The organism is Streptomyces sp. NPDC005402, assembly GCF_040606575.1.
GTDB lineage: Bacteria > Actinomycetota > Actinomycetes > Streptomycetales > Streptomycetaceae > Streptomyces.
The window spans coordinates 146,836-168,729 of record NZ_JBEXFB010000010.1; the positions used below are offsets into that span (position 1 = coordinate 146,836).

The 21,894-nt window shown below is 71.7% G+C and carries 21 protein-coding genes; 9 read left to right on the top strand and 12 right to left on the bottom strand.

Annotated elements, in window-relative coordinates; all coding sequences use genetic code 11:
* Window positions 1-166: 166 nt before the first annotated feature.
* From ABZT02_RS21045 to ABZT02_RS21080, 8 genes are all read right to left on the bottom strand, one after another.
* Window positions 167-1,672, bottom strand: a complete 1,506-nt coding sequence (locus tag ABZT02_RS21045; protein ID WP_356019481.1) for an MFS transporter — start codon at window positions 1,670-1,672, stop codon at window positions 167-169.
* Window positions 1,673-1,730: 58 nt separating this feature from the next.
* Window positions 1,731-2,762 carry a class II fructose-bisphosphate aldolase gene (fbaA, locus tag ABZT02_RS21050; protein WP_356019482.1) on the bottom strand — a complete coding sequence of 344 codons (1,032 nt, stop codon included), beginning with the start codon at window positions 2,760-2,762 and terminating at the stop codon, window positions 1,731-1,733.
* A gap of 138 nt (window positions 2,763-2,900) precedes the next feature.
* Window positions 2,901-3,449 (bottom strand): orotate phosphoribosyltransferase, encoded by a 549-nt coding sequence (gene pyrE, locus ABZT02_RS21055; protein WP_356019483.1) that lies wholly within the window; start codon window positions 3,447-3,449, stop codon window positions 2,901-2,903.
* Between the two features lie 10 nt (window positions 3,450-3,459).
* Window positions 3,460-4,251, bottom strand: coding sequence for an aldose 1-epimerase (locus ABZT02_RS21060; RefSeq protein ID WP_356019484.1), 792 nt, complete (start codon window positions 4,249-4,251; stop codon window positions 3,460-3,462).
* A gap of 24 nt (window positions 4,252-4,275) precedes the next feature.
* On the bottom strand, window positions 4,276-5,040 hold the full coding sequence (locus tag ABZT02_RS21065; RefSeq protein ID WP_356019485.1) for an SRPBCC domain-containing protein: 765 nt from the start codon (window positions 5,038-5,040) through the stop codon (window positions 4,276-4,278).
* An 82-nt stretch (window positions 5,041-5,122) separates the two neighbouring features.
* The gene (locus ABZT02_RS21070; RefSeq protein ID WP_356019486.1) at window positions 5,123-6,763 is read right to left on the bottom strand and encodes a polyamine aminopropyltransferase; all 1,641 of its coding nucleotides are present in this window, start codon (window positions 6,761-6,763) and stop codon (window positions 5,123-5,125) included.
* Between the two features lie 88 nt (window positions 6,764-6,851).
* On the bottom strand, window positions 6,852-7,376 hold the full coding sequence (locus ABZT02_RS21075; RefSeq protein WP_356019487.1) for a DUF2617 family protein: 525 nt from the start codon (window positions 7,374-7,376) through the stop codon (window positions 6,852-6,854).
* 402 nt (window positions 7,377-7,778) lie between these two features.
* Window positions 7,779-8,081, bottom strand: a complete 303-nt coding sequence (locus ABZT02_RS21080; protein ID WP_356019488.1) for a hypothetical protein — start codon at window positions 8,079-8,081, stop codon at window positions 7,779-7,781.
* Window positions 8,082-8,210: 129 nt separating this feature from the next.
* Between ABZT02_RS21080 and ABZT02_RS21085 the strand changes: the two genes are divergently transcribed.
* The 5 genes from ABZT02_RS21085 (at window position 8,211) to ABZT02_RS21105 (ending at window position 13,663) form a co-directional block, all read left to right on the top strand.
* Window positions 8,211-9,410 (top strand): pyridoxal phosphate-dependent aminotransferase, encoded by a 1,200-nt coding sequence (locus ABZT02_RS21085; RefSeq protein WP_356019489.1) that lies wholly within the window; start codon window positions 8,211-8,213, stop codon window positions 9,408-9,410.
* Between the two features lie 365 nt (window positions 9,411-9,775).
* Complete coding sequence (locus tag ABZT02_RS21090) at window positions 9,776-10,345, top strand: hypothetical protein (RefSeq protein WP_356019490.1); 570 nt, start codon at window positions 9,776-9,778, stop codon at window positions 10,343-10,345.
* Between the two features lie 2 nt (window positions 10,346-10,347).
* Window positions 10,348-11,625, top strand: a complete 1,278-nt coding sequence (locus ABZT02_RS21095; protein ID WP_356019491.1) for a peptidoglycan-binding protein — start codon at window positions 10,348-10,350, stop codon at window positions 11,623-11,625.
* Complete coding sequence (locus ABZT02_RS21100) at window positions 11,622-12,356, top strand: ABC transporter ATP-binding protein (RefSeq protein WP_356019492.1); 735 nt, start codon at window positions 11,622-11,624, stop codon at window positions 12,354-12,356. Before ABZT02_RS21095 ends, ABZT02_RS21100 begins: the two co-directional genes overlap by 4 nt.
* Window positions 12,353-13,663: an ABC transporter permease gene (locus tag ABZT02_RS21105; protein WP_356019493.1), complete on the top strand. Its 1,311-nt coding sequence runs from the start codon at window positions 12,353-12,355 to the stop codon at window positions 13,661-13,663. The genes ABZT02_RS21100 and ABZT02_RS21105 overlap by 4 nt, the downstream gene beginning before the upstream one ends.
* 105 nt (window positions 13,664-13,768) lie before the next feature.
* Here the strand turns inward: ABZT02_RS21105 and ABZT02_RS21110 are convergent, their stop codons facing one another.
* Window positions 13,769-14,113 carry an SH3 domain-containing protein gene (locus tag ABZT02_RS21110; protein WP_356019494.1) on the bottom strand — a complete coding sequence of 115 codons (345 nt, stop codon included), beginning with the start codon at window positions 14,111-14,113 and terminating at the stop codon, window positions 13,769-13,771.
* Between the two features lie 318 nt (window positions 14,114-14,431).
* Between ABZT02_RS21110 and ABZT02_RS21115 the strand changes: the two genes are divergently transcribed.
* Entirely contained in the window at window positions 14,432-16,066 is a 1,635-nt protein-coding gene (locus ABZT02_RS21115) for an ATP-binding protein (RefSeq protein ID WP_356019495.1), read from the top strand.
* A gap of 10 nt (window positions 16,067-16,076) precedes the next feature.
* Here ABZT02_RS21115 and ABZT02_RS21120 read toward each other — a convergent pair whose 3' ends face one another.
* Window positions 16,077-16,796, bottom strand: a complete 720-nt coding sequence (locus ABZT02_RS21120; protein ID WP_356019496.1) for a response regulator transcription factor — start codon at window positions 16,794-16,796, stop codon at window positions 16,077-16,079.
* A 353-nt stretch (window positions 16,797-17,149) separates the two neighbouring features.
* Here ABZT02_RS21120 and ABZT02_RS21125 point away from each other — a divergent pair, with 353 nt between their 5' ends.
* Together ABZT02_RS21125 and ABZT02_RS21130 are read left to right on the top strand one after the other, a co-directional pair.
* The gene (locus ABZT02_RS21125) at window positions 17,150-17,407 is read left to right on the top strand and encodes a hypothetical protein (protein WP_356019656.1); all 258 of its coding nucleotides are present in this window, start codon (window positions 17,150-17,152) and stop codon (window positions 17,405-17,407) included.
* A complete protein-coding gene (locus tag ABZT02_RS21130; protein WP_356019497.1) occupies window positions 17,404-17,784 on the top strand; it encodes a hypothetical protein in 381 nt (126 codons plus the stop codon). Before ABZT02_RS21125 ends, ABZT02_RS21130 begins: the two co-directional genes overlap by 4 nt.
* A 280-nt stretch (window positions 17,785-18,064) precedes the next feature.
* Here ABZT02_RS21130 and ABZT02_RS21135 read toward each other — a convergent pair whose 3' ends face one another.
* Window positions 18,065-18,589, bottom strand: a complete 525-nt coding sequence (locus tag ABZT02_RS21135) for a YbjN domain-containing protein (protein WP_057614696.1) — start codon at window positions 18,587-18,589, stop codon at window positions 18,065-18,067.
* Window positions 18,590-18,730: 141 nt separating this feature from the next.
* Between ABZT02_RS21135 and ABZT02_RS21140 the strand changes: the two genes are divergently transcribed.
* Window positions 18,731-19,219 (top strand): hypothetical protein, encoded by a 489-nt coding sequence (locus ABZT02_RS21140; protein WP_356019498.1) that lies wholly within the window; start codon window positions 18,731-18,733, stop codon window positions 19,217-19,219.
* A gap of 53 nt (window positions 19,220-19,272) precedes the next feature.
* On the opposite strand, the gene clpB is transcribed toward ABZT02_RS21140, so the two are convergent.
* Window positions 19,273-21,882, bottom strand: a complete 2,610-nt coding sequence (clpB, locus tag ABZT02_RS21145) for an ATP-dependent chaperone ClpB (RefSeq protein ID WP_356019499.1) — start codon at window positions 21,880-21,882, stop codon at window positions 19,273-19,275.
* Window positions 21,883-21,894: the final 12 nt, after the last annotated feature.

A 21,894-nucleotide genomic window follows, 5' to 3' on the forward strand; every position in this document is an offset into this window, starting at 1 on the left:
TCCAGTCTCCCTCGCGGAAGGCAGTGGTTCGCCTGCGGGTGCGCCGTGGCTGGTCGCGCGGTTCCCGCGCCCCTGAGTGGGTGCGGTGGAGGCCCGTCGAGCTGTACCCACCTGTTTCGGGGGCGCGGGGAACCGCGCGACCGGCCCCCACCGGCCCGCGGACGCACTACGACAGCCGCTTCCGCACTCCCGCCCCCTCCAGCGGCGGCGACAGCACGGCCCCGTGCGTACGGCACTCCGGCCGCCGACACCCCGCCGGCAGCGACCGCACCGTCGAGAAAGCCACCGCGGACCCCACCACCAGCACCCCCGCGCACACCGTCATCGCCCGGCCGAAGGCGTCGTCGAAGGCCCCCGGGGACCGGTAGGCCTCCTCCCCCATCCCGGTGACCAGCGGCAGCGCGGCCACCGCGATCAGGCCCGCCGCCCGGGCCGCCGCGTTGTTGATGCCGCTGGCGAGGCCGGCCCGCGAGGTGTCCACCGAGCCCAGCACGGTCGCCGTCAGCGGGGCGACCAGCGCGACCATGCCGGTACCGAGGACGAGCAGCGCGGGCAGGACGTCGGCGAGGTAGGACGCCCCCGGCCCGACCCGCAGCATCAGCAGCATCCCGGCCGCGCACAGCAGCGGACCCACGGTGAGCGGGATGCGCGGCCCGATGCGGTCGGCGAGGGCGCCCGAGCGGGCGGAGAACAGCAGCATGAGGGCGGTCGTCGGCAGCAGGGCCGTACCGGCCTGGAGAGCCGACCAGCCGACCACCACCTGGAGCTGGAGCGCGGCCAGGAAGAAGAACCCGCCGAAGGCCGCGTACACGCACAGGGTCACCAGGTTGACCGCGGTGAACTGCCGGGACGCGAAGATCCCGAGCGGCATCATCGGATCGGGCCGCCGCTTCTCCACGGCGACGAAGGCCACCCCGGCGGCCACCCCCGCGACCGCCGTGACGGCGACCACCAGCGATCCGGAACGGGCCTCGATCAGCGCGTACGTCACCAGCGCGAGCGCCAGCGCGCCGAGGACCGCGCCGAGCACGTCGAAGCGCCCGTGATCGGCCCGGCCTCCCCCACTCTCGGCTTCGCTCGAGCGGGAGGTGCCCCCAGCGGACTCCGGGACATGCCGTACGGCGATCGGCGCGCACAGCAGCGCCAGCGGGACGTTGAGCAGGAACACCCAGCGCCAGCCGGGCCCGTCCACGAGCCAGCCGCCCACGAAGGGGCCGACGGCCGCCCCGATGCCCCCGAAGCCGGACCAGAGGCCGACGGCCCGGCCCCGGTCGTCGGGGTGGAAGGAGGCCTGGATCAGGGCCAGGGACCCGGGTGTGAGCAGCGCGCCGCCCACCCCCTGGAGGGCCCGGGCGGCGACGAGGACGCCGACGTTCGGGGCGAGGCCGCACAGCAGGGAGGCGGCCGCGAACCACACCACCCCGACCACGAAGACCTTGCGACGGCCGTACCGGTCCCCGAGGGAGCCGCCGAGCAGGATCAGCCCGGCCAACGTCACCATGTACGCGTTGGCCGTCCACTGCAGGGCGGCGAGGTCCGCGTCCAGGTCACGGCCGATGCGCGGCAGGGCGACGTTGACGACGGTCGAGTCCAGCAGCGCCATGCTGGAGCCGAGGACGGTGGTGAGGAGGATCCACTTGCCTTGCGGCGAGGCCAGCCGGACGTCGGACATGCCCCAGGTATACAGCGAGCCCGGTGCCACGGCACCGGGCTCGCGGAAAACGCTGGAACTACTTGATCTTCGTGCCCGCCGAGCGCAGGTTCTGCGTGGCCTCGACGACACGGGCGGCCATCGAGGCCTCCGCGAGCTTGCCCCAGGTGCGCGGGTCGTAGGTCTTCTTGGAGCCGACCTCGCCGTCGACCTTCAGGACGCCGTCGTAGTTGCGGAACATGTGGTCGGCGACCGGACGCGTGAACGCGTACTGCGTGTCGGTGTCGATGTTCATCTTGACGACGCCGTTCTCCAGCGCGGTGCGGATCTCCTCCTCCGTGGAGCCGGAGCCGCCGTGGAAGACGAAGTCGAACGGCTGGGACCCGGCCGGCTTGCCGAACTTGGCGGCCACGCCGTCGTTCAGCTCCTTCAGCAGGTCGGGGCGGAGCACGACGTTGCCCGGCTTGTACACACCGTGGACGTTGCCGAAGGACGCGGCCAGCAGGTAGCGGCCCTTCTCGCCCAGGCCGAGCGCCTCGGCCGTACGGATCGCGTCGTCGACCGTCGTGTAGAGGGAGTCGTTGATCTCGTGGGTGACGCCGTCCTCCTCGCCACCGGTCGGGGTGATCTCGACCTCGAGGATGATCCTGGCGGCGCGGGCGCGCTCCAGGAGCTCCTGGGCGATGGAGAGGTTGTCGGCGAGGGTCTCCGCCGAGCCGTCCCACATGTGCGACTGGAACAGCGGGTTGCCGCCGGCCTTCACGCGCTCCTCGGACACGGCGATCAGCGGGCGTACGTACCCGTCGAGCTTGTCCTTGGGGCAGTGGTCGGTGTGCAGCGCGACGGTGACCGGGTACTTCTCGGCGACGATGTGCGCGAACTCGGCGAGAGCCACGGAACCCGTGACCATCTCCTTGCTGTACTGGCCGCCCAGGAACTCGGCACCGCCGGTCGAGATCTGGATGATGCCGTCGCTCTCGGCCTCCGCGAAGCCGCGCAGCGCAGCGTGCAGGGTCTGGGTCGAGGTCACGTTGATGGCCGGGTAGGCGAACTTGCCTGCCTTCGCCCGGTCGAGCATCTCGTTGTAGACCTCAGGGGTTGCGATGGGCATCTGTCCGCTCCTTGTATCTGCGGGTTGGCGTACTGCGTGCTACGGCCCTGACCTAGACCTTGTGTGGGGGTTCGACGTCATCGTCGGCCTCATCTTTCCAGACTTGGCCGGATGGTCCATCCCGCGATCGGTCCGTGGTCAGTCCAGGCCCAGCTCGTCCTTCGAGTACGCGAAGAGATACGGCACGCCCGCACCCTGCTCGATCTTCTCCGCGGCGCCCGTGGCCCGGTCGACGATCGTCGCGACGGCGACGACCTCGGCGCCCGCCTCACGCACGGCCGCGACCGCTTCGAGCGGGGAGTTCCCGGTGGTGGAGGTGTCCTCGACGACCACGACCCGGCGGCCCGCGATGTCCGGCCCCTCCACCCGCTTCTGCATGCCGTGCGCCTTCGCCGCCTTGCGTACGACGAAGGCGTCCAGCCTGCGCCCACGCGCGGCGGCGGCGTGCAGCATGGCCGTGCCGACCGGGTCCGCTCCCATGGTCAGACCGCCGACCGCGTCGAACTCCAGGTCGGCGGTCAGGTCGAGCAGCACCTGTCCGACCAGGGGCGCGGCCTCGCCGTCGAGGGTCACCAGGCGAAGGTCGACGTAGTAGTCGGCCTCCAGGCCCGACGACAGGGTCACCTTGCCGTGCACCACGGCCTTGTCGAGGATCTGCTGCTTGAGGGCGGCGCGAGCGTCAGTCATGCCTGTCAGCTTAGAGGCGGCGCCAGCTCCAGGTCGTCGAGGCCTCCAACGGCTCCAGGGGTGTGACCAGGCGCGGCAGGGTGTTCAGGCCGTTGGGCGGCCCGGTCTGCGGCTCCACACAGACGGCGGCCTCCTGCTCGTCGTACACCACGACCCATTCCTCGCGGCTGGCGACCTTCAGCTCCAGCCGACCGGGCCAGGTGAGGGTGACGTCGACGCCGTCGGGCATGCCGAAGCAGTCGTCCCAGGGGCTCGGCTTCGGGTCGACGCGGTTGCCGGTGGGCAGGTGGTCGTCGCCGCGCTCCTCCTGCCAGGCGGCGGTGAAGTCGAGCCGGACCGGCTCGCCGCCGTCGAGGGTGCGGTTGAACCAGGGGTGCCAGCCGATCTGGGCCGGGAAGGAGGAGTCGTACGTCTCGACGGACATGGTGAGTGTCAGGGCGTCCGGGGTGAGCGCCGCGATCTGGGTGACGCGGCCCGAGTAGGGCCAGGGCTCGACGAGGTCGTACGTCAGCACCGCCTCGTCGGCGGTGGTGCGGGCGATGCTCCAGGCGCCGTCGCGGGCCGTGCCGTGGATGGCGTGGGGCGGGGAGTTGAGCGGCATCTGGTGGACGTCGGCCCCGTCGCGGAACCGTCCGTCCCGGATGCGTCCGCACCAGGGGACCATCGGGAAGCAGCCGAAGCGCTCGCCCTGGCGCAGCAGTTGGACGCCTCCGACCCGAAGTCCCCCGACCCGTCCGCCGTTTCCCGGCTGCAAGGTCACTTCCGCGTCGCCCGCGGTCAGTGTGATGTCTTCTTGGCTCACGGGACGACCCTACTCAACGGCTGCTCAACGGCGTTTCCTCAGCGCCCTTCCCACCACGATCGCCGAGGCCAGGACCACTGCCGCCGCCGGCGCCGCCCAGCGGAGGGCCGCGCCCGAGGCCACCGTCTGGGGGGCGGGGACGGGGGCGTAACGGCCTCTCGGGGGCGCGTGGTCGACCTCCTCCGCGCTGCGGCCGATCATCGTGCGGCGGGCGTGCGCCGCCTCGGCCGGGGGGCCGACGGGTTCGGTGAAGTCGTCGACGACGGGCGCCGGGGGCTCGTCGGGGGTCTCCACGGCCTGGGCAACCTGGGCCGCGACGGTCTCGGGTGCCTCCGGCTCGTCCGTCGGCTGCTGCGGTTCCGCCTCCGCCTCCGTCTCGCCCAGTGCCTCCGCGAAACGGTTCAGCAGGCGTACGACCGCGGAGCCCACCGCGTCCTGGGGAAGTTCCGTGACGCGGCCGTCCGCCGTGGCCGTGCCGTCGAAGGTGAGAGTCGTGCCGCCGTCCGTGTCGCGCAGGCGGAGGGTGAGGGCGAGTTGGACGGAGCCGGTGCCGCGGGTCTCGGTGGCGTCGCCCTCGACCGCGTAGGAACCGTCGTCCCGGGCGGAGACCCGTACCGCGCCCCGGTAGGTGATGGAGTGGCTGCCGACCCGCACCTTCAGGCGCCCGGCGACGGGGTCCGCGCCGGCGTCCTGCTGGAGGCCGGGAACCGCGCGGGCCACCCTGAGGGGATCCCCCAGGGCCTGCCTCAGCCGCTCGACCGGAACCGGAACGAACACCTCATGCTCCATGGTTGCCGAGCCTACCCAGGGGCGGCGGTCGCGCACCCCCGTTGGTGGAAAGTGACCGCGCCCTTCCGCCCCGGGGCGGGGATCAGTAGCGCGGATGCACCAACGTGGAGGCCACCGGGCCCGCGACCCGGGTCTCCTCCGCCGCTCGGTGCGCCGCCCGCAGGGACTTCTGCGTCAGGGTCGCCGGCCTCGGCGCCCGGGGGTCCAGGCCGAGCACCGGGCGGGCTTGCCGCGACGCCAGCACGAAACCCCAGTCGTGGGGGGTACGGGACGCTCCGGCCGTACGGTCGGAACCCACCGCGGAGCCGAAGCCGCACCCGGCGACGCGGTAGGGCGTGGTGCGCAGGCCCGCCGCGCGCATGGTCGCCTCCACCGTCCAGAAGGCGTGCGGGTGGGAGCCGACCGGCCCCGCGTGCACGACCAGACGGCCGTCGGGGGCCAGGACGCGACGGATCAGGCCGTAGAACTCCTCCGAGTACAGCTTGGTGCTCGCGGTGGCACCGGGGTCGGGCAGGTCGGCGATCACCACGTCGTACGACGGCACGGGCGCCGCCGTCCGCAGCCGGCGGAACGCGTCCGCCGTGCTCACGTGGACGCGGGCGTCGCCGTAGACCTGGCCGTTGAGCCGGGAGAGCGCCGGGTCGCTGCGGGCCAGGTCCACCACCGCGCGGTCGAGGGCGACGATGTCGACCCGCCGTACGTCCCGGTGGCGCAGCACCTCACGGGCGGCGAGGCCGTCGCCGCCGCCGAGGACGAGCACGCGCGCGTGGGGGCCGTTCATCGCCGGGTGGACGAGAGCCTCGTGGTACCGGTTCTGGTCGCCGCCGCTGACCCTGAGGCGGCCGTCGAGGTAGAGGTCGAGGGGGCGCCCACCGGTGCCGCCGGCGAGGGCGATCTCCCGGACGCCGGTCTGGAGGGCGACGCGCACGTCCTTGCCGTAGACCGCCTCCCGCGCGGCCCGCTCGAAGTCGTCGACGAGGACGGTGGCGGTGGCGAGGACGCCGAGTACGGCGAGATTGGCGACCAGCAGCAGCCAGCGGGCCCGGCGGCTCAGGTCGCGGCGGAACAGGCCGAGGACCAGGGCGCCACCCGCGACGGCGTTGACCGCGCCGGTGAGCATCGCGCCGGTCAACTGGCCCAGCAGGGGCAGCAGGAGGAAGGGGAACGCCAGGCCGCCGACCAGGGCGCCGACGTAGTCCGCCGCGAACAGGTCGGCCACCGCGCCGCCCGCGTCCTGGCGGCGGATGCGCTGGATCAGCTCCATCAGCAGGGGGACTTCGGCGCCGATGAGCAGACCGATGGCGAGGGAGAAGGCGACCAGGAGCCAGCGCGGACCGCTCGCCCACAGCCCGCCCCAGTCGCCGGTCCACGCGAACACGGCGTACAGCGCCATCGCGCTGCACCCGCCGATCAGCGCGAGCAGCGCCTCGAGCGCGCCGAAGGCCGCCGCCGCGTGCCGGCGCAGCCGCTTGGCGGCCAGCGAGCCGATGCCCATGGCGAAGACCATGACGGACAGCACCACGGAGGCCTGGGTGACCGAGTCGCCGATCAAGTAGGAGGCCAGGGCCACCAGTTCGAGCTCGTACACCAGTCCGCAGGCCGCGCAGACGAAGACGCAGGCGAGCACGAGGAACCGCCCGATGCCCTGCCGGACCGGCAGCCGTGCGGGCCCGGCCCAGGGCGGCGGAGCGCCGGGCGGGGCGGGGGCGTGCGGCTCGATCACGGTGCGACGTTACGTCACGGCCCTGGCACGCTTCGTCACCCACACGTGTGGAACTGGGAGTGAACCGGGAAACGGGGGTTTGTGCGACTCAGCCCGACGTCCCCGCCGGAACCCGGATCCCGACACGCGTCCACGTGGCCACCAACTGCCCGTCCTGCGGATACGCGTGCCAGGTCCGCCAGTGCACCTGCCCGTCGTACCGCTGGGCCAGCAGTGCCGTGAAGGCGTGCGGGCTGCCGGGAAAGACTCCGGCAAGGCCGTTCGGATGGTCGGACACCAGCGCGAGCAACTCCTGTGCCCGTCCGGCGAACTGACCTGGCGTCAGCACCTCCACGCGCGCGGCGAACTCGTACTCCCAGTCCCCCACCCGCTTGGCCACGCCCAGCGGCAGTGGCGTACTGCTGCCGGCGATGCACGCCACCGTCTCCGAACACGTGCGCCGGTCCTCCTCCAGGAGCACTTGATGGGACGCGCCGAGCAGTCTCAACTGCAGTTTCGCCCCGGCGATCTCGAGGTCGAGCGTGGCGAGGGCGGGCAGCGGCTCGCGCCCCAGGGCCCAGGCGAGGTCGGCCGCGCGCGTGTCGGTGTACGAGGTGTTCAGGGTCGTGAGCATGGGTCGGCTCCGCTAGCACGCAAAGAAAGGGTGGTGTGGGGTTCCGGCGCACCCGGGCGACTGTGGGGGGGATCGGCCCGGTCAGCCCAGTCGGGAGGTCAGGACGTGTCCGTAGGACGTCCGAGGGGCTGCGTTGGTGGTTTAGAGGGAATCATGAACGGTGGTGCCACCACAGCGTTTTTACCCAACTTCGTGCGGTTTCCATCCCTGCGTGGGCTCCCCAGCTCAACTGTTCAACCACGGCGTACGCCACGGCGGCCGGAGTGTGCGCCGGAGCACCGAAGTGAAAAAGCGACAAGCGGGGGCGTGCGGCCCGTCCCAGGTCCGGACCCACGCCCCCGCGTTCCCCCGCTCCCCCGGTTTCGGATGCGGTTCCCCCTGCTGGAGCTCAGCTGCCCCGTGTCAGCTGCCTCCCCCGCATCCGCCCCCGCCGCCGCAGGACGACCCGCCACCACAGGACGACCCACCGCCGCAGGAGTGCCCACCGGAGTGACCGCCGGAGTGACCCCCGGAGTCGCCGCCGGACGTACCGCACGACGAGCCGGCACCGCCCACCCCGCCGGCCCACCAGCTGTCCCGGTGCCCCCCGGACCTGCCGCCGCGGACCGGCTTGCCCAGGCTGACGCTCTTCTTCCTGTTCGCTTTGGACACGAGCGCCCCGACGAACATGACCGCGAACACCGCCAGGATGATGCCGATGACCATGGCCCACCCTCCTTCCGTTGCCCCCCGAAGCGACCCCCCGTGGGCGCCTCGCTGGTTGCGTGAGCTGGAGATGCCCTTCCGCGTCACGCGTCAAAGCAGAGTTGAGGAACTCCAGAGCTTGGGCGCAGGATGACCGGCATGACCTCCAGCGCGCGCCCCCTGCTCAACCGCCGTCTCGCCGAGTTCGGGACGACGATCTTCGCCGAGATGTCCGCCCTGGCTCTGCGGACCGGCTCGATCAACCTGGGCCAGGGCTTCCCGGACACGGACGGGCCCAAGGAGGTCAGGGAGGCGGCCGTGCGGGCGCTGCGCGACGGACGCGGCAACCAGTACCCGCCGGGCCCGGGCGTCCCGGAGCTGCGCACGGCCGTCGCCGCGCACCAGGAGCGCCGTTACGGCCTGGCCTACGACCCCGACACCGAGGTCCTGGTCACGGCCGGCGCCACGGAGGCCATCGCCGCCGCTCTGCTCGCCCTGGTCGAGCCGGGTGACGAGGTCGTCGCGTTCGAGCCGTACTACGACTCCTACGCGGCCTGTATCGCGATGGCGGGCGGGACACGCGTCCCGGTCACCCTGCGGCCGCACGTCGAGGGGGGTGCCGGCTTCCGCCTGGACCTCGACGAACTGCGCGCCGCGATCACCGACCGGACCCGGCTCCTCCTGATCAACACCCCGCACAACCCCACCGGCACGGTCCTCACCCGCGAGGAGCTCACCGCGATCGCCGAGCTGGCCGTGGAGCGGGACCTGCTGGTGGTCACGGACGAGGTGTACGAGCACCTGGTCTTCGACGAGGCCGAGCACCTCCCCCTCGCGACCTTCCCGGGGATGCGGGAGCGCACGGTCTCGATCGGCTCGGCCGGCAAGACCTTCTCCTTCACCGGCTGGAAGGTCGGCTGGATCACGTCGACGCCCGCTCTGGTCTCGGCCGTCCGCTCGGCCAAGCAGTTCCTGACGTACGTGTCCTCCGGCCCCTTCCAGTACGCGGTCGCGGAGGCACTCGCCCTCCCGGACAGCTACTTCACCGCGTTCCGCGACGACATGCTCGCCAAGCGGGACCTGCTGGCGACCGGCCTTGCGGAGGCCGGTTTCGGAGTCTTCAAGCCGGCCGGCACCTACTTCATCACCACCGATATCCGCCCCCTCGGCGAAAGCGACGGCTTCGCCTTCTGCCGCGCCCTGCCCGAACGCGCCGGCGTCGTCGCCATCCCGAATGCCGTCTTCTACGACCACCGCGAGGCGGGCGCGCCCTTCGTGCGGTTCGCGTTCTGCAAGCAGACAAGCGTGCTGGAGGAGGCGGCATCCCGGCTCAAGTCGCTGGCCGCGTAACAGCCGTACGGTCTGGGCTCCTCCGTGGACCCCACTCGGCATGGCGCCTGCAACGCCTGCGGTGTGCAGGCCGTTATGTCCCCGGGCTGAGCCGGGCCCGGTCCTGCCCACCGCGCAGACCCGACGGCCCGGCGAGACAGCCGCCGTTCCGCGGGCGCCGACGCCCAGGACGTCCCCGGGGCTCACCCAGGTCCCGCGCGAGGCGTGGGCGATCGTCTCGCGGGAGTCGCCCTGCCGTGGTGTCCCGTGCGAAACGCGTCGCATGATCGGATGACAGGTTCTTCAAAGGTTCTTCATCACCTCCGGCCTACGGTCGGCAGGCCCGCCGCGTCCGCGGTCGGGCGCGACGGGAGGCGGGAGAACCGATGAGGACGAACCGGGTGTTGATGGCCGTGGTGACGGCGTCGGTCATGGCGATCACCCTGGCCGGCTGCGGCGGCGAGGGCGACACCCCGAAGGTCCCGACGGCCGACGGCGACAAGGCGTCCGTCAGGACGACCGCGCCGAGTGGCGGCGACGACGTGGCCGCGTATGTGAACGCCCAGCGCGAGTGGGTGAAATGTCTGCGGGAGAACGGGGTCGACGCCCCCGACCCGGACGCCAAGGGGCAGGTCGACTTCGGCGACAACGCGGCGCTGAAGAAGAACACGAAGTTCCTGGACGCCTCCGAGAAGTGCGCCTCGCTCAAGGCGGCCGTCCCCGAGGGACTTGAGAACGCCAACCAGCCCAAGCTCACTCCCGAGCAGATCAAGGTCAAGCGTGACTACGCCGACTGCATGCAGAAGAACGGCGCCCCCGACTTTCCCGATCCCGGCCCCGACGGGACCGCGCAGGGCTCCGAGTGGAACCAGACGTCGGCGGGGGCCAAGCGTGCCACCCGTGTCTGCGCTCCGATCATCGGTGACCCGGCGGACCAGCCCGCGGGCAAGGGCTGACGATGGCGGAGACGGTTGAGCAGACCGAGCACGAGCGCGGGGCGGCTCCCGCGCCGCCGCCGCGCGGTCGGCGCGGGCGGCGAACGGTCCTGGTGGCGTCGGCTCTGGTCGTCGTGACCGCAGTCGCCGTGATCGGTGCGCTGGGCCTCGGCGGAGGCGGGTCGCAGGCGGGCTCCTCCGCCCCGCCCCGCTCAGGCTCCACCGTCCCGGTCACCCGGACCACACTGACGGAACGCACCACGGTGGACGGCCAGTTGGGCTACGGCACTGAGATACCGCTGCCGGTGAAGGCGACGGGCACCGTGACCTGGCTGCCCGCGGAGGGCACCACCGTGGGGCGCGGCGGCACTCTGCTGCGCGTCGACGACCGGCCGGTGGTGCTGCTGTACGGGACGCTGCCGATGTACCGGGAGCTCGGCCTGACCGCGGGCACCCAGCAGGGCACCCGGCAGGAGACCGGGACCGAGCAGGACACCCAGGACTCGGGTGACCAGGGCCGCACGGACGAGACCTCCGGGGCTCCGGACCCCTCCGGATCGCCGACGCCGGGCGGCGCCGGGGCCGGCGGGACAGCGGGCACGCTGCGCGGCATGGACGTCCTGCAGTTCGAGAGCAATCTCGCCGCTCTCGGCTACACCGGCTTCACCGTCGACGAGGAGTTCACCGACCTCACCGCCCGCGCGGTCAAGCGCTGGCAGCAATCCCTCGGACTCCCCCGGACCGGCACGGTCGGCATCGGGGACGTCGTCTACTCCGCCGGCAAGGTAAGGATCGGCCACGCGAGTGTCCGGCTCGGCTCGCCGGCCACCGATGACGTCCTCACGTACACCGGTACGTCTCGGAAGGTCGTCGTCAACGCCTCGGCGGCGGAGGACTCCTGGGCCGTGCGCGGCGCCGCCGTCACGATCGGGCTGCCCGACGGGAAATCGGTGAAGGGCGAGGTGGCCTCGGTGGGGAAGAGCGCGACCGCGCCCGAGGGCGGAGGCGGAGAGGGTGACTCCGCGGCACCGACGGTTCCGGTGACCATCACCATCAAGGACCAGAGATCCGTGGGACGGCTGGAGAGCGCGCCGGTCACCGTCGAGTACGTGGGGCGGGAACGGGCGGACGTCCTCACCGTCCCGGTCGCCGCGCTGGTCGCTCTGGCCGAGGGCGGCCACGGCCTGGAGACCGCGGACGGCCGGTTCGTCGCGGTGAAGACCGGACTCTTCGCGGACGGCCGGGTGGAAGTCAGCGGAAGCGCGGTGCGCGAGGGCATGAACGTGAGGATCCCGGAGTGAGCGGAGCATCGGCGGTCGTGGAGTTCGACGCGGTCTCCAAGACGTACCCCGGTGGTGTGGCGGCGGTACGGGACGTGACCTTACGCATCGGACGCGGCGAACTCGTCGCGGTCGTCGGCCCGTCGGGCTCGGGCAAGTCCAGCATGCTGAACCTCATGGGCAGCCTCGACCGGCCCTCCGCCGGGCGGGTGCTGGTCGACGGCCACGACGTGGCGAAGCTGACAGACCGTGAGGTGTCGGCGCTGCGGGCCACCCGGATCGGCTTCGTCTTCCAGCAGTTCCATCTGGCGGTAGGGGTTCCGGTCCTGGACTCCGTGGCCGACGGGCTGCTGTACGCCGGAGTGCCGCTGCGCCGCCGCCGGGCCGGTGCGGCCGTGGCGCTGGAACGGGTCGGCCTCAGCCACCGTGTCCACCACCTCCCGCACCAGCTGTCCGGCGGCGAGCGCCAGCGGGTGGCGGTGGCGCGGGCGGTGATCGGCGAACCGGCGGTCCTGCTGGCGGACGAGCCGACCGGCAACCTGGACTCCGCTTCCGGGGAGGCCGTACTCGGTCTGCTGCGCGAGCTGAACGCCGCCGGGACCACGGTCGTGATCATCACCCACGACCGGGAGATCGCGGCCGGGCTGCCCCGCCGTATCGAGATGCGCGACGGCCGCGTGGTGGCGGACACCGCGACCGACACCGCGACCGGTGCCGCGACCGATGCCGCGCCGAACGAGGCGGTCCGATGACCGACGTCACGACGAACGGCCCGCCCATGGACGACACCCCGCCGACGCTGCCCTCCGGCCCCCGCGGGCGCGGCGCACGTGGCCGGGGACGGGCGAGCGATGACGCCGGTGGCACGGGCGGCCGGCTGCGGGCCGCCCGCCTCGGTCCGCAGGACATCGTGCGGCTCGGCGGGACCGGGCTGCGGACTCGTCCCCTGCGGATCTTCCTCTCCGCGCTCGGGATCGCGATCGGCGTCGCCGCCATGATCGCGGTGGTCGGAATCTCCGGCTCCGGCCGGGCGGAGGTGGACCGCCGACTCGACGCGCTCGGCACCAACCTGCTGCGGGTCGCCCCCGGCGACTCACTCGACGGCACCAAGGCCGAGCTGCCCCACGAGGCCGTCGCGATGATCGGCCGTATCCCGCCCGTGCAGCAGGTCGCCGCCACCGGCGCGACCGACGCGCACATCTACCGCAATGAGCACATCGCCATCGGACGCACCGGCTCCCTCGAGGTCCTCGCGGCCGACAGGCACCTGCTCCCGGCCGTCGGCGGCCACGTCCGCCGGGGCCGCTGGCTGGATTCCGCGACCGAGCAGTACCCGGCGGTCGTGCTCGGCTCCACGGCCGCGGGCCGGCTCGACGTGTACACACCGGGAACCCGGGTCTGGCTCGGTGACCGCTGGTTCTCCCTCGTCGGCGTCCTCGACCCCGTACCGCTCGCGCCGGAGCTCGACAGCGCGGCGCTGGTCGGCTGGCCGGCGGCCCGGACGTACCTGCGCTTCGACGGCCATCCGTCGACGGTCTACGTCCGCGCCGAGGACAGCCAGATCGCGGCGGTACGGGCCGTGCTGCCGGCCACGGCGTATCCCGAGAAACCGGGACAGGTCCGGATCTCCCGGCCCTCCGACGCGCTCGCCGCCCGCGAGGCCACCGAGTCGGCGCTCACCGGGCTGCTGCTCGGCCTCGGTGGCGTGGCGCTGCTGGTCGGTGGCGTCGGGGTCGGCAACACGATGGTCATCTCGGTCCTGGAGCGGCGCCCCGAGATCGGCCTGCGCCGGGCGCTGGGGGCGACCCGCGGCCAGATCCGGACCCAGTTCGTGACGGAGTCGCTGCTGCTGTCGCTCATCGGCGGCCTCGGCGGGACGGTGCTGGGGACGGCGATCACGGCGGCCTACGCCCTCAGCCGCGACTGGCCGACGGTCGTCCCGGTGTGGGCGAGTGCGGCGGGGATCGGCTGCACCCTGGTCATCGGCATGATCGCCGGACTGTATCCGGCGGTACGGGCGAGCCGGCTGTCACCGACGGAGGCCCTGTCCGGCTCCTGAGCGGCCGGTCCGTCGTACGGGTCAGGGGCGGCCTCGGTGAGACCGCCCCTGACGCACCATCAGTCCTACTTGCCCGGTACTCCCGCGGGAGTGCCGGCGAGCGGGCTAGAAGCCGCAGTAGACGAGGCTGCCGCCGTCGCTCAGCAGGTCGTCGCGGACCCAGCCGGACGTACCGGTGGTGTCGTTCCGGAGGTACGTCCAGGTCTCACTGCCGCTGCCGATGCGCGTGTAACAGTGGTAGTCGAGGCGGTGGGTGTTGTAGGCGATGCCGTTGCTGACGCAGCCGGTGCTGGATCCGCTTCTCTCGTTGGCGCCGTTGGCCGTCCGGTTCCAGGCGCTGCTGTCCATGTCGGAGGCGGTCCTGCCGCAGGACGCGGCCGCGGTGGCCGGGGTGGAGAGGGCGAGCGGGACGGCCATTGCCACCGCCGCCAGGGCGGGTACGACAGCCACGATTCGACGCTTCACTTTTGAACCCCCATGAATGCGTTCTCTGTTGGCACCGCTTCCCCAGGCCGTTGAATGACACCTGAGGGAAACAGCGACCACTGCATCAATCGGTGTGCAAGTGGCGTCAGTACGATCACAGCCAAATGGACACTGAAGAAATCATTCCGCCCCCAACCGTCCAATTACTGCCCATGAGAGACCGAAAATACCGGAAGAGGAAATGCGCCACTCCCCAGTCCTTTCGGCCGAAAGCGCTCCCTTGACGAGTATCCGCGTCCCGTTGAACACGCACGTCCTGGCAGAGGGGCGGGGTGGCACGCGATGAGCTTCCGGTTCCGGGTACTCGGCCTGCTGATGCTGGTCGCGATGGCCGCCACCGCCGCCACCGGCTGGCTGACCCTGCGTCAGGCGAACCGCCAGGTCCAGGAAAGTGTCACCGCGGGACGGCAGGAGGTCTCCCGGATCACCGGTGACCTGCGCGCGTACGGGTTCGCGCACAGCACCTGGGAAGGCCTCTCGCCGACGGTGAGCCACCTGGCCGAGGACACCGGCCAGCGCATCCGGGTCGCCACCGAGAACGACGTCCTGCTCGCCGATTCCGACGCGCTCCAGGGCCGTACCCCCCGCCCGGTGAGCAACCAGCCGCCCGTGCTGGTCGACCCGCGTCCCCTCCTGCGGATCCCCGCGGGACAGCTGCCGCGGACCTCGATGAAGCTGACGGCGACCGCGATCGCCCAGTACCGCGCCGAAGCGGTGTACGCGGCCTGTCTGACCCGGGCGGGGGCCGAGGTGACGGCCCGGCCGGACGACACCGGCGTACCGCGGATCAGCACAGAGCACCGGCCGGAACAGTGCGGGGAGCCGAAAGGCGAACCGGACCGGCAGACCCCGCAGGACCTCGAGGTGATCCGGACCTGCGAGTCCGAACAACAGTTCACCACCTGCCTGCAGCGGGTGTTCAACGAGCGCGTGGGCTCCGCCGCCCCGCCACGCCTGGTGATCCGTCTCGGCGTCCGGGACGAGTCCCCGCCCACCCTGGCCGCGGCACCCACGATGGCCGTCGCAGGCGGCGTCGCCCTCGCCGCCGTGCTCGGCGCGCTGCTCCTGAGCCGGGCCGTGCTGCGCCCGGTCCGTGCCATGACCCTGGCCGCCGGAGGGCTGGGCGAGGGAGACCTGGGGCGGCGGGTGCCCGTCTCCGGCCGGGACGAGATCGCCCAACTCGGTCGTGCCTTCAACCGGATGGCGGAGTCCATACAGGCCGTCGAGGAACGCCAGCGCCGCCTCACCGGTGACATCGCCCACGAGCTGCGCACCCCGCTGGCCAATCTGCGCGGCTATCTGGAGGCCCTGCGGGACGGGGTCGTCGAGCCGACCCCCGAGCTGCTCGACTCCCTCCACGAGGAGGCAATGCTGCAGCAGCGGATCGTCGACGACCTCCAGGATCTCGCGCTGGCCGAGGCCGGTGCGCTCACCTACCACCGGGTGCGCGTCGACCTGCGCGAACTCCTCGAAACCGCCGGCACGGCTCACCGTGCCCAGGCCGACGCGGCAGGTGTCGCGCTGCGGCTGGAGGCGCCGCGGCCTGTGGACGTCCTCGCCGACGCCGACCGACTGCGCCAGGTCGTCGGCAATCTGGTCGGCAACGCGCTGAGGGCCACGGCACCGGGCGGCACGGTGACACTGGCCCTGGCCCGGCACGGCGATCTCGCGTTCCTCCAGGTGCGGGACACCGGAAAGGGAATACCCGCCGAGGACCTGCCGCATCTCTTCGACCGCTTCTGGCGGGCGGACGCGGCACGGGGGCGCGCCACCGGAGGAAGTGGCCTGGGACTGTCCATCGCCCGCCAGATCGTGACCGACCATCAGGGGACGATCGCCGTGGAGAGCACCGTCGGCGTCGGCACGACCTTCACCGTCACGCTCGCCACGACCGGGCCGTCGGCCGACGCCGGCTGATCGGCCCCGGTCAGGACCCCGCGCGCGCTCCGGTGGGCGCCGAGCCGTCCACCAGGCGGTATCCCCGGCCGTACACGGTCTCCAGATGGCGCGGCCGGGCGGGGTCGTCCCCCAGCTTCCGGCGCAGGTTGCGCACATGGGCGTCCACCGTGCGCTCGAGTACGTCGCTGTCGAAGCCGAAGGCGCGCTCGATGATCCGGGCCCGGGTGAACACCCGCCCCGGCTCGCGGGCCAGAGCCTCCAGTATCGAGAACTCCTTGGAGGTCAGCGCCACCGGACGGCCTGCCACCCGGACCTCGAAGCGGGCGGTGTCCAGTTCGACCGCGCCGACCCGCAGCACCTCGCTCCCGGCCGCGCCGCCTTTCCTGGAGCGCCGCAACAGCGCCCGTACCCGCGCGGTGAGTTCGCGGGGACTGTACGGCTTGGTGAGGTAGTCGTCGGCCCCCAGGTCGAGGCCGAGCAGCATGTCCTCCTCGGTGCTGCGCGCGGTCAGCAGCAGAATCGGTACCTCGTAGGCCTCGGCCCGCAGAATGCGGCATACGTCGAGTCCGTCGACGAGCGGCAGCATCACGTCGAGAACGATGAGATCCGGCCCTGTCGAACGCGCCCGTTCCAGCGCTGCCCGGCCGTCGGCCACGACCTGCACCGCGTGGCCTTCCCGTTCCAGGTAAATCCGGATGAGGCGAGATTGTTTTTCGTCGTCCTCGGCGACCAGGATGCGCGCGCTCAACGATTCTCCTCAGGAGGCCCTGCACGATTCCAGCACCGTTGATATCAACGCGCCTCCGGAATTCCCACCTCCGGAAAATCCCGGGCCGACCGCACTCGTTGCACAGTACCGCGAGCGGGCCATTCTTCGGCGTGGGCGGCATCGGGGGTGGTGATCACTTGATCGCTACTCCGCACCTGGTCACCAAGGCCCTGCGCCGCATGATCCAGCAGAAGACGCGCGAGCCGACCAAGCACAACGTCGTCCGCAACGAGAGCTTCACCGAGCGTCTGAACGACCTGCTGAGGCTAGGCTGGCTGAGGGTACGGGTATGTACCCGTACCCGCCGGAGCGAGCGACAGGAGGTCTGCATGATGTCGGACGCCAACATCCGTATCCCCGCCGATGCCCGCGACCGGCTTGCCGAGATAGCGGCGGGAGAAGGACTGTCCCTGCGCGCCTACCTGGCCCGACTCGCCGAGACGCTGCTCACTCCGGCCGAGCGAGCGGAGCGGGCGGACAGGGCACGAGCGGTGCTGCGTGAGTGGAACGGCTACGACCCCGACGAGAACGAGCAGTCCGAGCTGGACGCAGAGCTGGACCGTCGCATGACCGAAGCGGGTGCCTCGTGACCCGTGATGTGCACGTGTTCCTCGATGAGAGCGCGATGGTGGCCGCCGGGAAGGGCAATGTCCTGGCCTCCCGGCTGATCCATCGCGCTCACGCAGAACCGGGCTGGTTCCTGTACGCCGCTGTGTGCGCCCTGGTCGAGGCCGACCGGACCAGACCAGGCACCGCGGAGCACGTCGCCGCCCTGCCCGGCATCGCGATCGTCGACCTGGACCTGCCTGCCGCCCTGTCGGTGGCGCGCGCCACCACATGGGCCGACGCCCACACCCTCCATGCCGCCCAGCCCAGCCCCGATCGGCCGGACGGCGGGGTGATCGCGACGACCAAGCCGCACACGTGGAAGGGACAACCGGTGCGCACCCTGGACCTCAGTCCCTGACACGCGACAAGCCGCTGTTGCGGGCACCTCCGCGCAGTCGCCGCGTCCTCGGCAAAGCCGAAAAGTTACCCACAGGCTGTGGACGGGCGCGGCACTCGCCCCGCCCTGCTGACTCGCCTACGGGCTGTGCGTCGGCCACCGCTCGCGCCGGCGCCACCGCGGACGGCGAGAGCCCGGCCCCGGCACGCGGCCGTGGTGGCCGGTGCCCTGGCCGGGCTCACGTTCGCCTACGGCGCGTACTGGTCGTGATCGCCGATACGCCCCGGCAGCGGGAGGACGCCTACTCGTCGTCCTCGGGCTTCTCGGCGTCGTTGACGTCCTCCTCGAGACCGAGCTGCTCGACGAGCCACTTGTCGAACTCGATGGCGGCGCGCACCCAGCTGACCGTCGAGGAGACGAAGTGCTCCAGGCTGACGCCGGTGCCGATGAGCATCTGCGCCTCGCCGATCAGACGGACGGTGCCGTCGTCATGGGTGTGGCTGTAGACCTTGGGCCACAGGGTGCGCCGGTTCCAGTCGTCGATGGACTCCAGCAGCGTGGGCTTCTCGTCGATCTGGTGGGGCCGGTCGTAGAACGTGCGTACCGAGAAGACCTGCTGGTCGCCCTCGCCGCGGAACATGAAATACGTACGGAACTGCTCCCACGGCGCCGCGAGGTCACCCTCGTCGTCGACGACATACTTCAGCTCCATCTGGTCGAGGAGCTGCTTCACAAGATCCTGATCCGGGACGACGGGGCCCGCCGGTCCTTGCTGCGGCTCGGGCTGGCCCCCGAAGTTCGGAATCGAGGACGGGTCGATGGTCACCGTGAATTTCCCTTCGTACGGATCCTGCCATCCTCCCCCATCCGGGGAGGGGGGTGGCAAGCCCCGACAGTCCCTGTCCTCCCAGGGCTGACATGATCCGGTCAGTCCAGGTAGAACTGGGTCCGACCAATGGGGGAACACATGACGCAGACGGACACCGAGACGGTGGTGGAACAGGACGGGCCGGGCAGGACCAGATGGGGGGTCTTCCTGGTGATCCTGGCCGTGCCGACGCTGGTGGTGGCGGCCCTGATCGCGCTGCTGGTCGCCTGGCTGTTCACGGACGACTCGGTCGCCTCGGACGTGAAGAAGACCTCGTGCGCCGAGGCCCTGGCCTACGGCGGGGCGAAGCTGCCGGAGGGGGCGCGCGACGCCGGGTGTTACCTGGACGCCGGGCCAGAGCCGCGGTTCGAGGCGAGCTTCCGGATGCGGACCAACAAGGTGGGCGCCTGGCTGGCGGCCACCTACCCGGACGAACCGGCGCTGCGGACTAAGCAGTGCGCGAGCCGGTCGATCGACGCGTGCCTGAACGTGGGTCCGGTCGCCGGGCAGCACGCCTCCGTGCAGGTGGAGGTCGTCCACGACGGGCCCAACTGGTCCGACGTGCGGTTCGTGGCGTTCACATTGTGACAAGCGGGGGCCGGGGCGGGGACGTGGTCCTGCCCCCGCCCCCGCCGGGCCGCTCAGAGCGTCTTGCCGGTCGCCGGTCCCACGATCAGGCCGTCGCCGAAGGCGTCCACCCGGACCGTGTCGCCGTCCTTGATCTCGCCGGACAGGATCTCCTTGGCGAGCCGGTCGCCGATCGCGGTCTGGACGAGGCGGCGCAGCGGGCGGGCGCCGTAGGCCGGGTCCATGCCCTCGACGGCGAGCCAGTCCAGGGCCGCGTCGGTGATCTCCAGGGTGAGCCGGCGCTCGGCGAGGCGCTTGGCGAGCCGGTCGATCTGGAGCCGCGCGATCCGGCCGAGTTCGTCCTTCGTGAGGGCGGAGAAGACGACCAGGTCGTCGAGCCGGTTGAGGAACTCCGGCTTGAAGGAGGCCCGCACCACCTCCAGGACCTGTTCCTTCTTCTCCGTCTCGCTGGTGATCGGGTCGACCAGGAACTGGCTGCCCAGGTTGGACGTCAGCACCAGGATCGTGTTGCGGAAGTCGACGGTGCGGCCCTGGCCGTCCGTCAGGCGCCCGTCGTCCAGCACCTGGAGCAGGATGTCGAAGACCTCCGGGTGGGCCTTCTCCACCTCGTCGAGGAGCACCACGCTGTACGGCCGCCTGCGCACCGCCTCGGTCAACTGGCCGCCCTCCTCGTAGCCGACGTAGCCGGGAGGCGCGCCGACGAGCCGGGAGACGGTGTGCTTCTCGCCGTACTCGCTCATGTCGATGCGGACCATCGCCCGCTCGTCGTCGAAGAGGAAGTCGGCCAGCGCCTTGGCGAGTTCGGTCTTGCCGACGCCGGTGGGGCCGAGGAAGAGGAAGGAGCCGGTGGGCCGGTCGGGGTCGGCGATCCCGGCCCGGGTGCGCCGTACGGCGTCGGAGACGGCCTGCACGGCCTCGCTCTGGCCGATGAGCCGCTTGCCCAGCTCCTCCTCCATGCGCAGGAGTTTCTGGGTCTCGCCCTCCAGGAGGCGGCCGGCCGGGATGCCGGTCCAGGCGGCGACGGTGTCGGCGATGTCGTCCGCCCCGACCTCCTCCTTGACCATGGTGTCCTTGGCGGCCTCCTCCTCGGCCTCGGAGGCGGCCTCCAGGTCCCGCTCAAGGGTGGGGATCTCGCCGTAGAGCAGCTTGCTGGCGGTGTCGAAGTCGCCGTCGCGCTGGGCGCGTTCGGCCTGGCCGCGCAACTCGTCCAGCTTCTCCTTCAGTTCACCGACGCGGTTGAGGGACTGCTTCTCCTTCTCCCAGCGGGCGGTCAGGCCCCGCAGCTCCTCCTCCTTGTCGGCGAGGTCGCGGCGCAGCCGCTCCAGGCGCTCGCGGGAGGCCGGGTCGGTCTCCTTGACGAGCGCGAGTTCCTCCATCTTCAACCGGTCGACGCCGCGCTGGAGTTCGTCGATCTCGACGGGCGAGGAGTCGATCTCCATGCGGAGGCGGGAGGCGGCCTCGTCGACGAGGTCGATGGCCTTGTCGGGCAGGAAGCGGGAGGTGATGTACCGGTCGGAGAGGGTCGCCGCCGCGACCAGCGCGCTGTCGGCGATCTGGACCTTGTGGTGGGCCTCGTAGCGCCCCTTGAGGCCGCGCAGGATGGCGATGGTGTCCTCGACGGTGGGCTCGGCGACCAGCACCTGCTGGAAGCGGCGCTCCAGGGCGGGGTCCTTCTCGATCCGCTCCCGGTACTCGTCGAGGGTGGTGGCACCCACCATGCGCAGCTCACCGCGCGCCAGCATCGGCTTCAGCATGTTGCCGGCGTCCATGGAGGAGTCCCCCCCGGCGCCCGCGCCCACGACCGTGTGCAGCTCGTCGATGAAGGTGATGATCTGCCCGTCGGAGTCCTTGATCTCCGCGAGGACGGTCTTGAGCCGCTCCTCGAACTCACCCCGGTACTTGGCACCGGCGACCATGGCCCCGAGGTCGAGCGCGACGAGCCGCTTGTCCTTGAGCGACTCGGGCACGTCCCCCTTGACGATCCGCTGGGCAAGCCCCTCGACGACGGCGGTCTTGCCGACGCCGGGCTCACCGATGAGCACGGGGTTGTTCTTGGTACGGCGGCTGAGCACCTGCACGACCCGGCGGATCTCCTGGTCGCGGCCGATGACGGGGTCGAGCTTGCCGTCGCGTGCGGCGGCGGTGAAGTCGGTCCCGAACTTCTCCAGGGCCTTGTACTGCCCCTCGGGGTCGGCGGTGGTCACCCTGCGCCCTCCTCTGGCCTTCTGGAAGGCGTCGATCAGCTTCTTCGGGGTGGCGCCCTGCTGGGTCAGCACCTCGGCGGCCGGTCCGCCCTTGGCGGCGATGCCGATGAGCAGGTGCTCGGTGGACAGGTACTCGTCGCCGAGGTCCTTGGCGCGGGCTTGCGCGTCGGCGATGACGGTGAGCAGGTCGCGGTTGGGCTGCGGGGGCGCGACGGTGGACCCGGCCACGCTGGGCAGGGAGCCGAGCGCCTTCTCGGCCCCGGCCCGCACGGCGGCCTGGTCGGCGTCCACGGCGGCCAGCAGGTCGGTGATGTTCGCATTGTCCTGCCGCTGGCCTTGCCCCTGGAGAAGAGCGAGGAGCAGGTGGGCGGGGGTGAGGTCCGGGTGTCCCTCGGTCACGGCCCGGTTGCTGGCCGCGTTGATCGCGTCCCGGCTCCGGTTGGTCAGCTCGGCATCCACGTGTCCGTACTC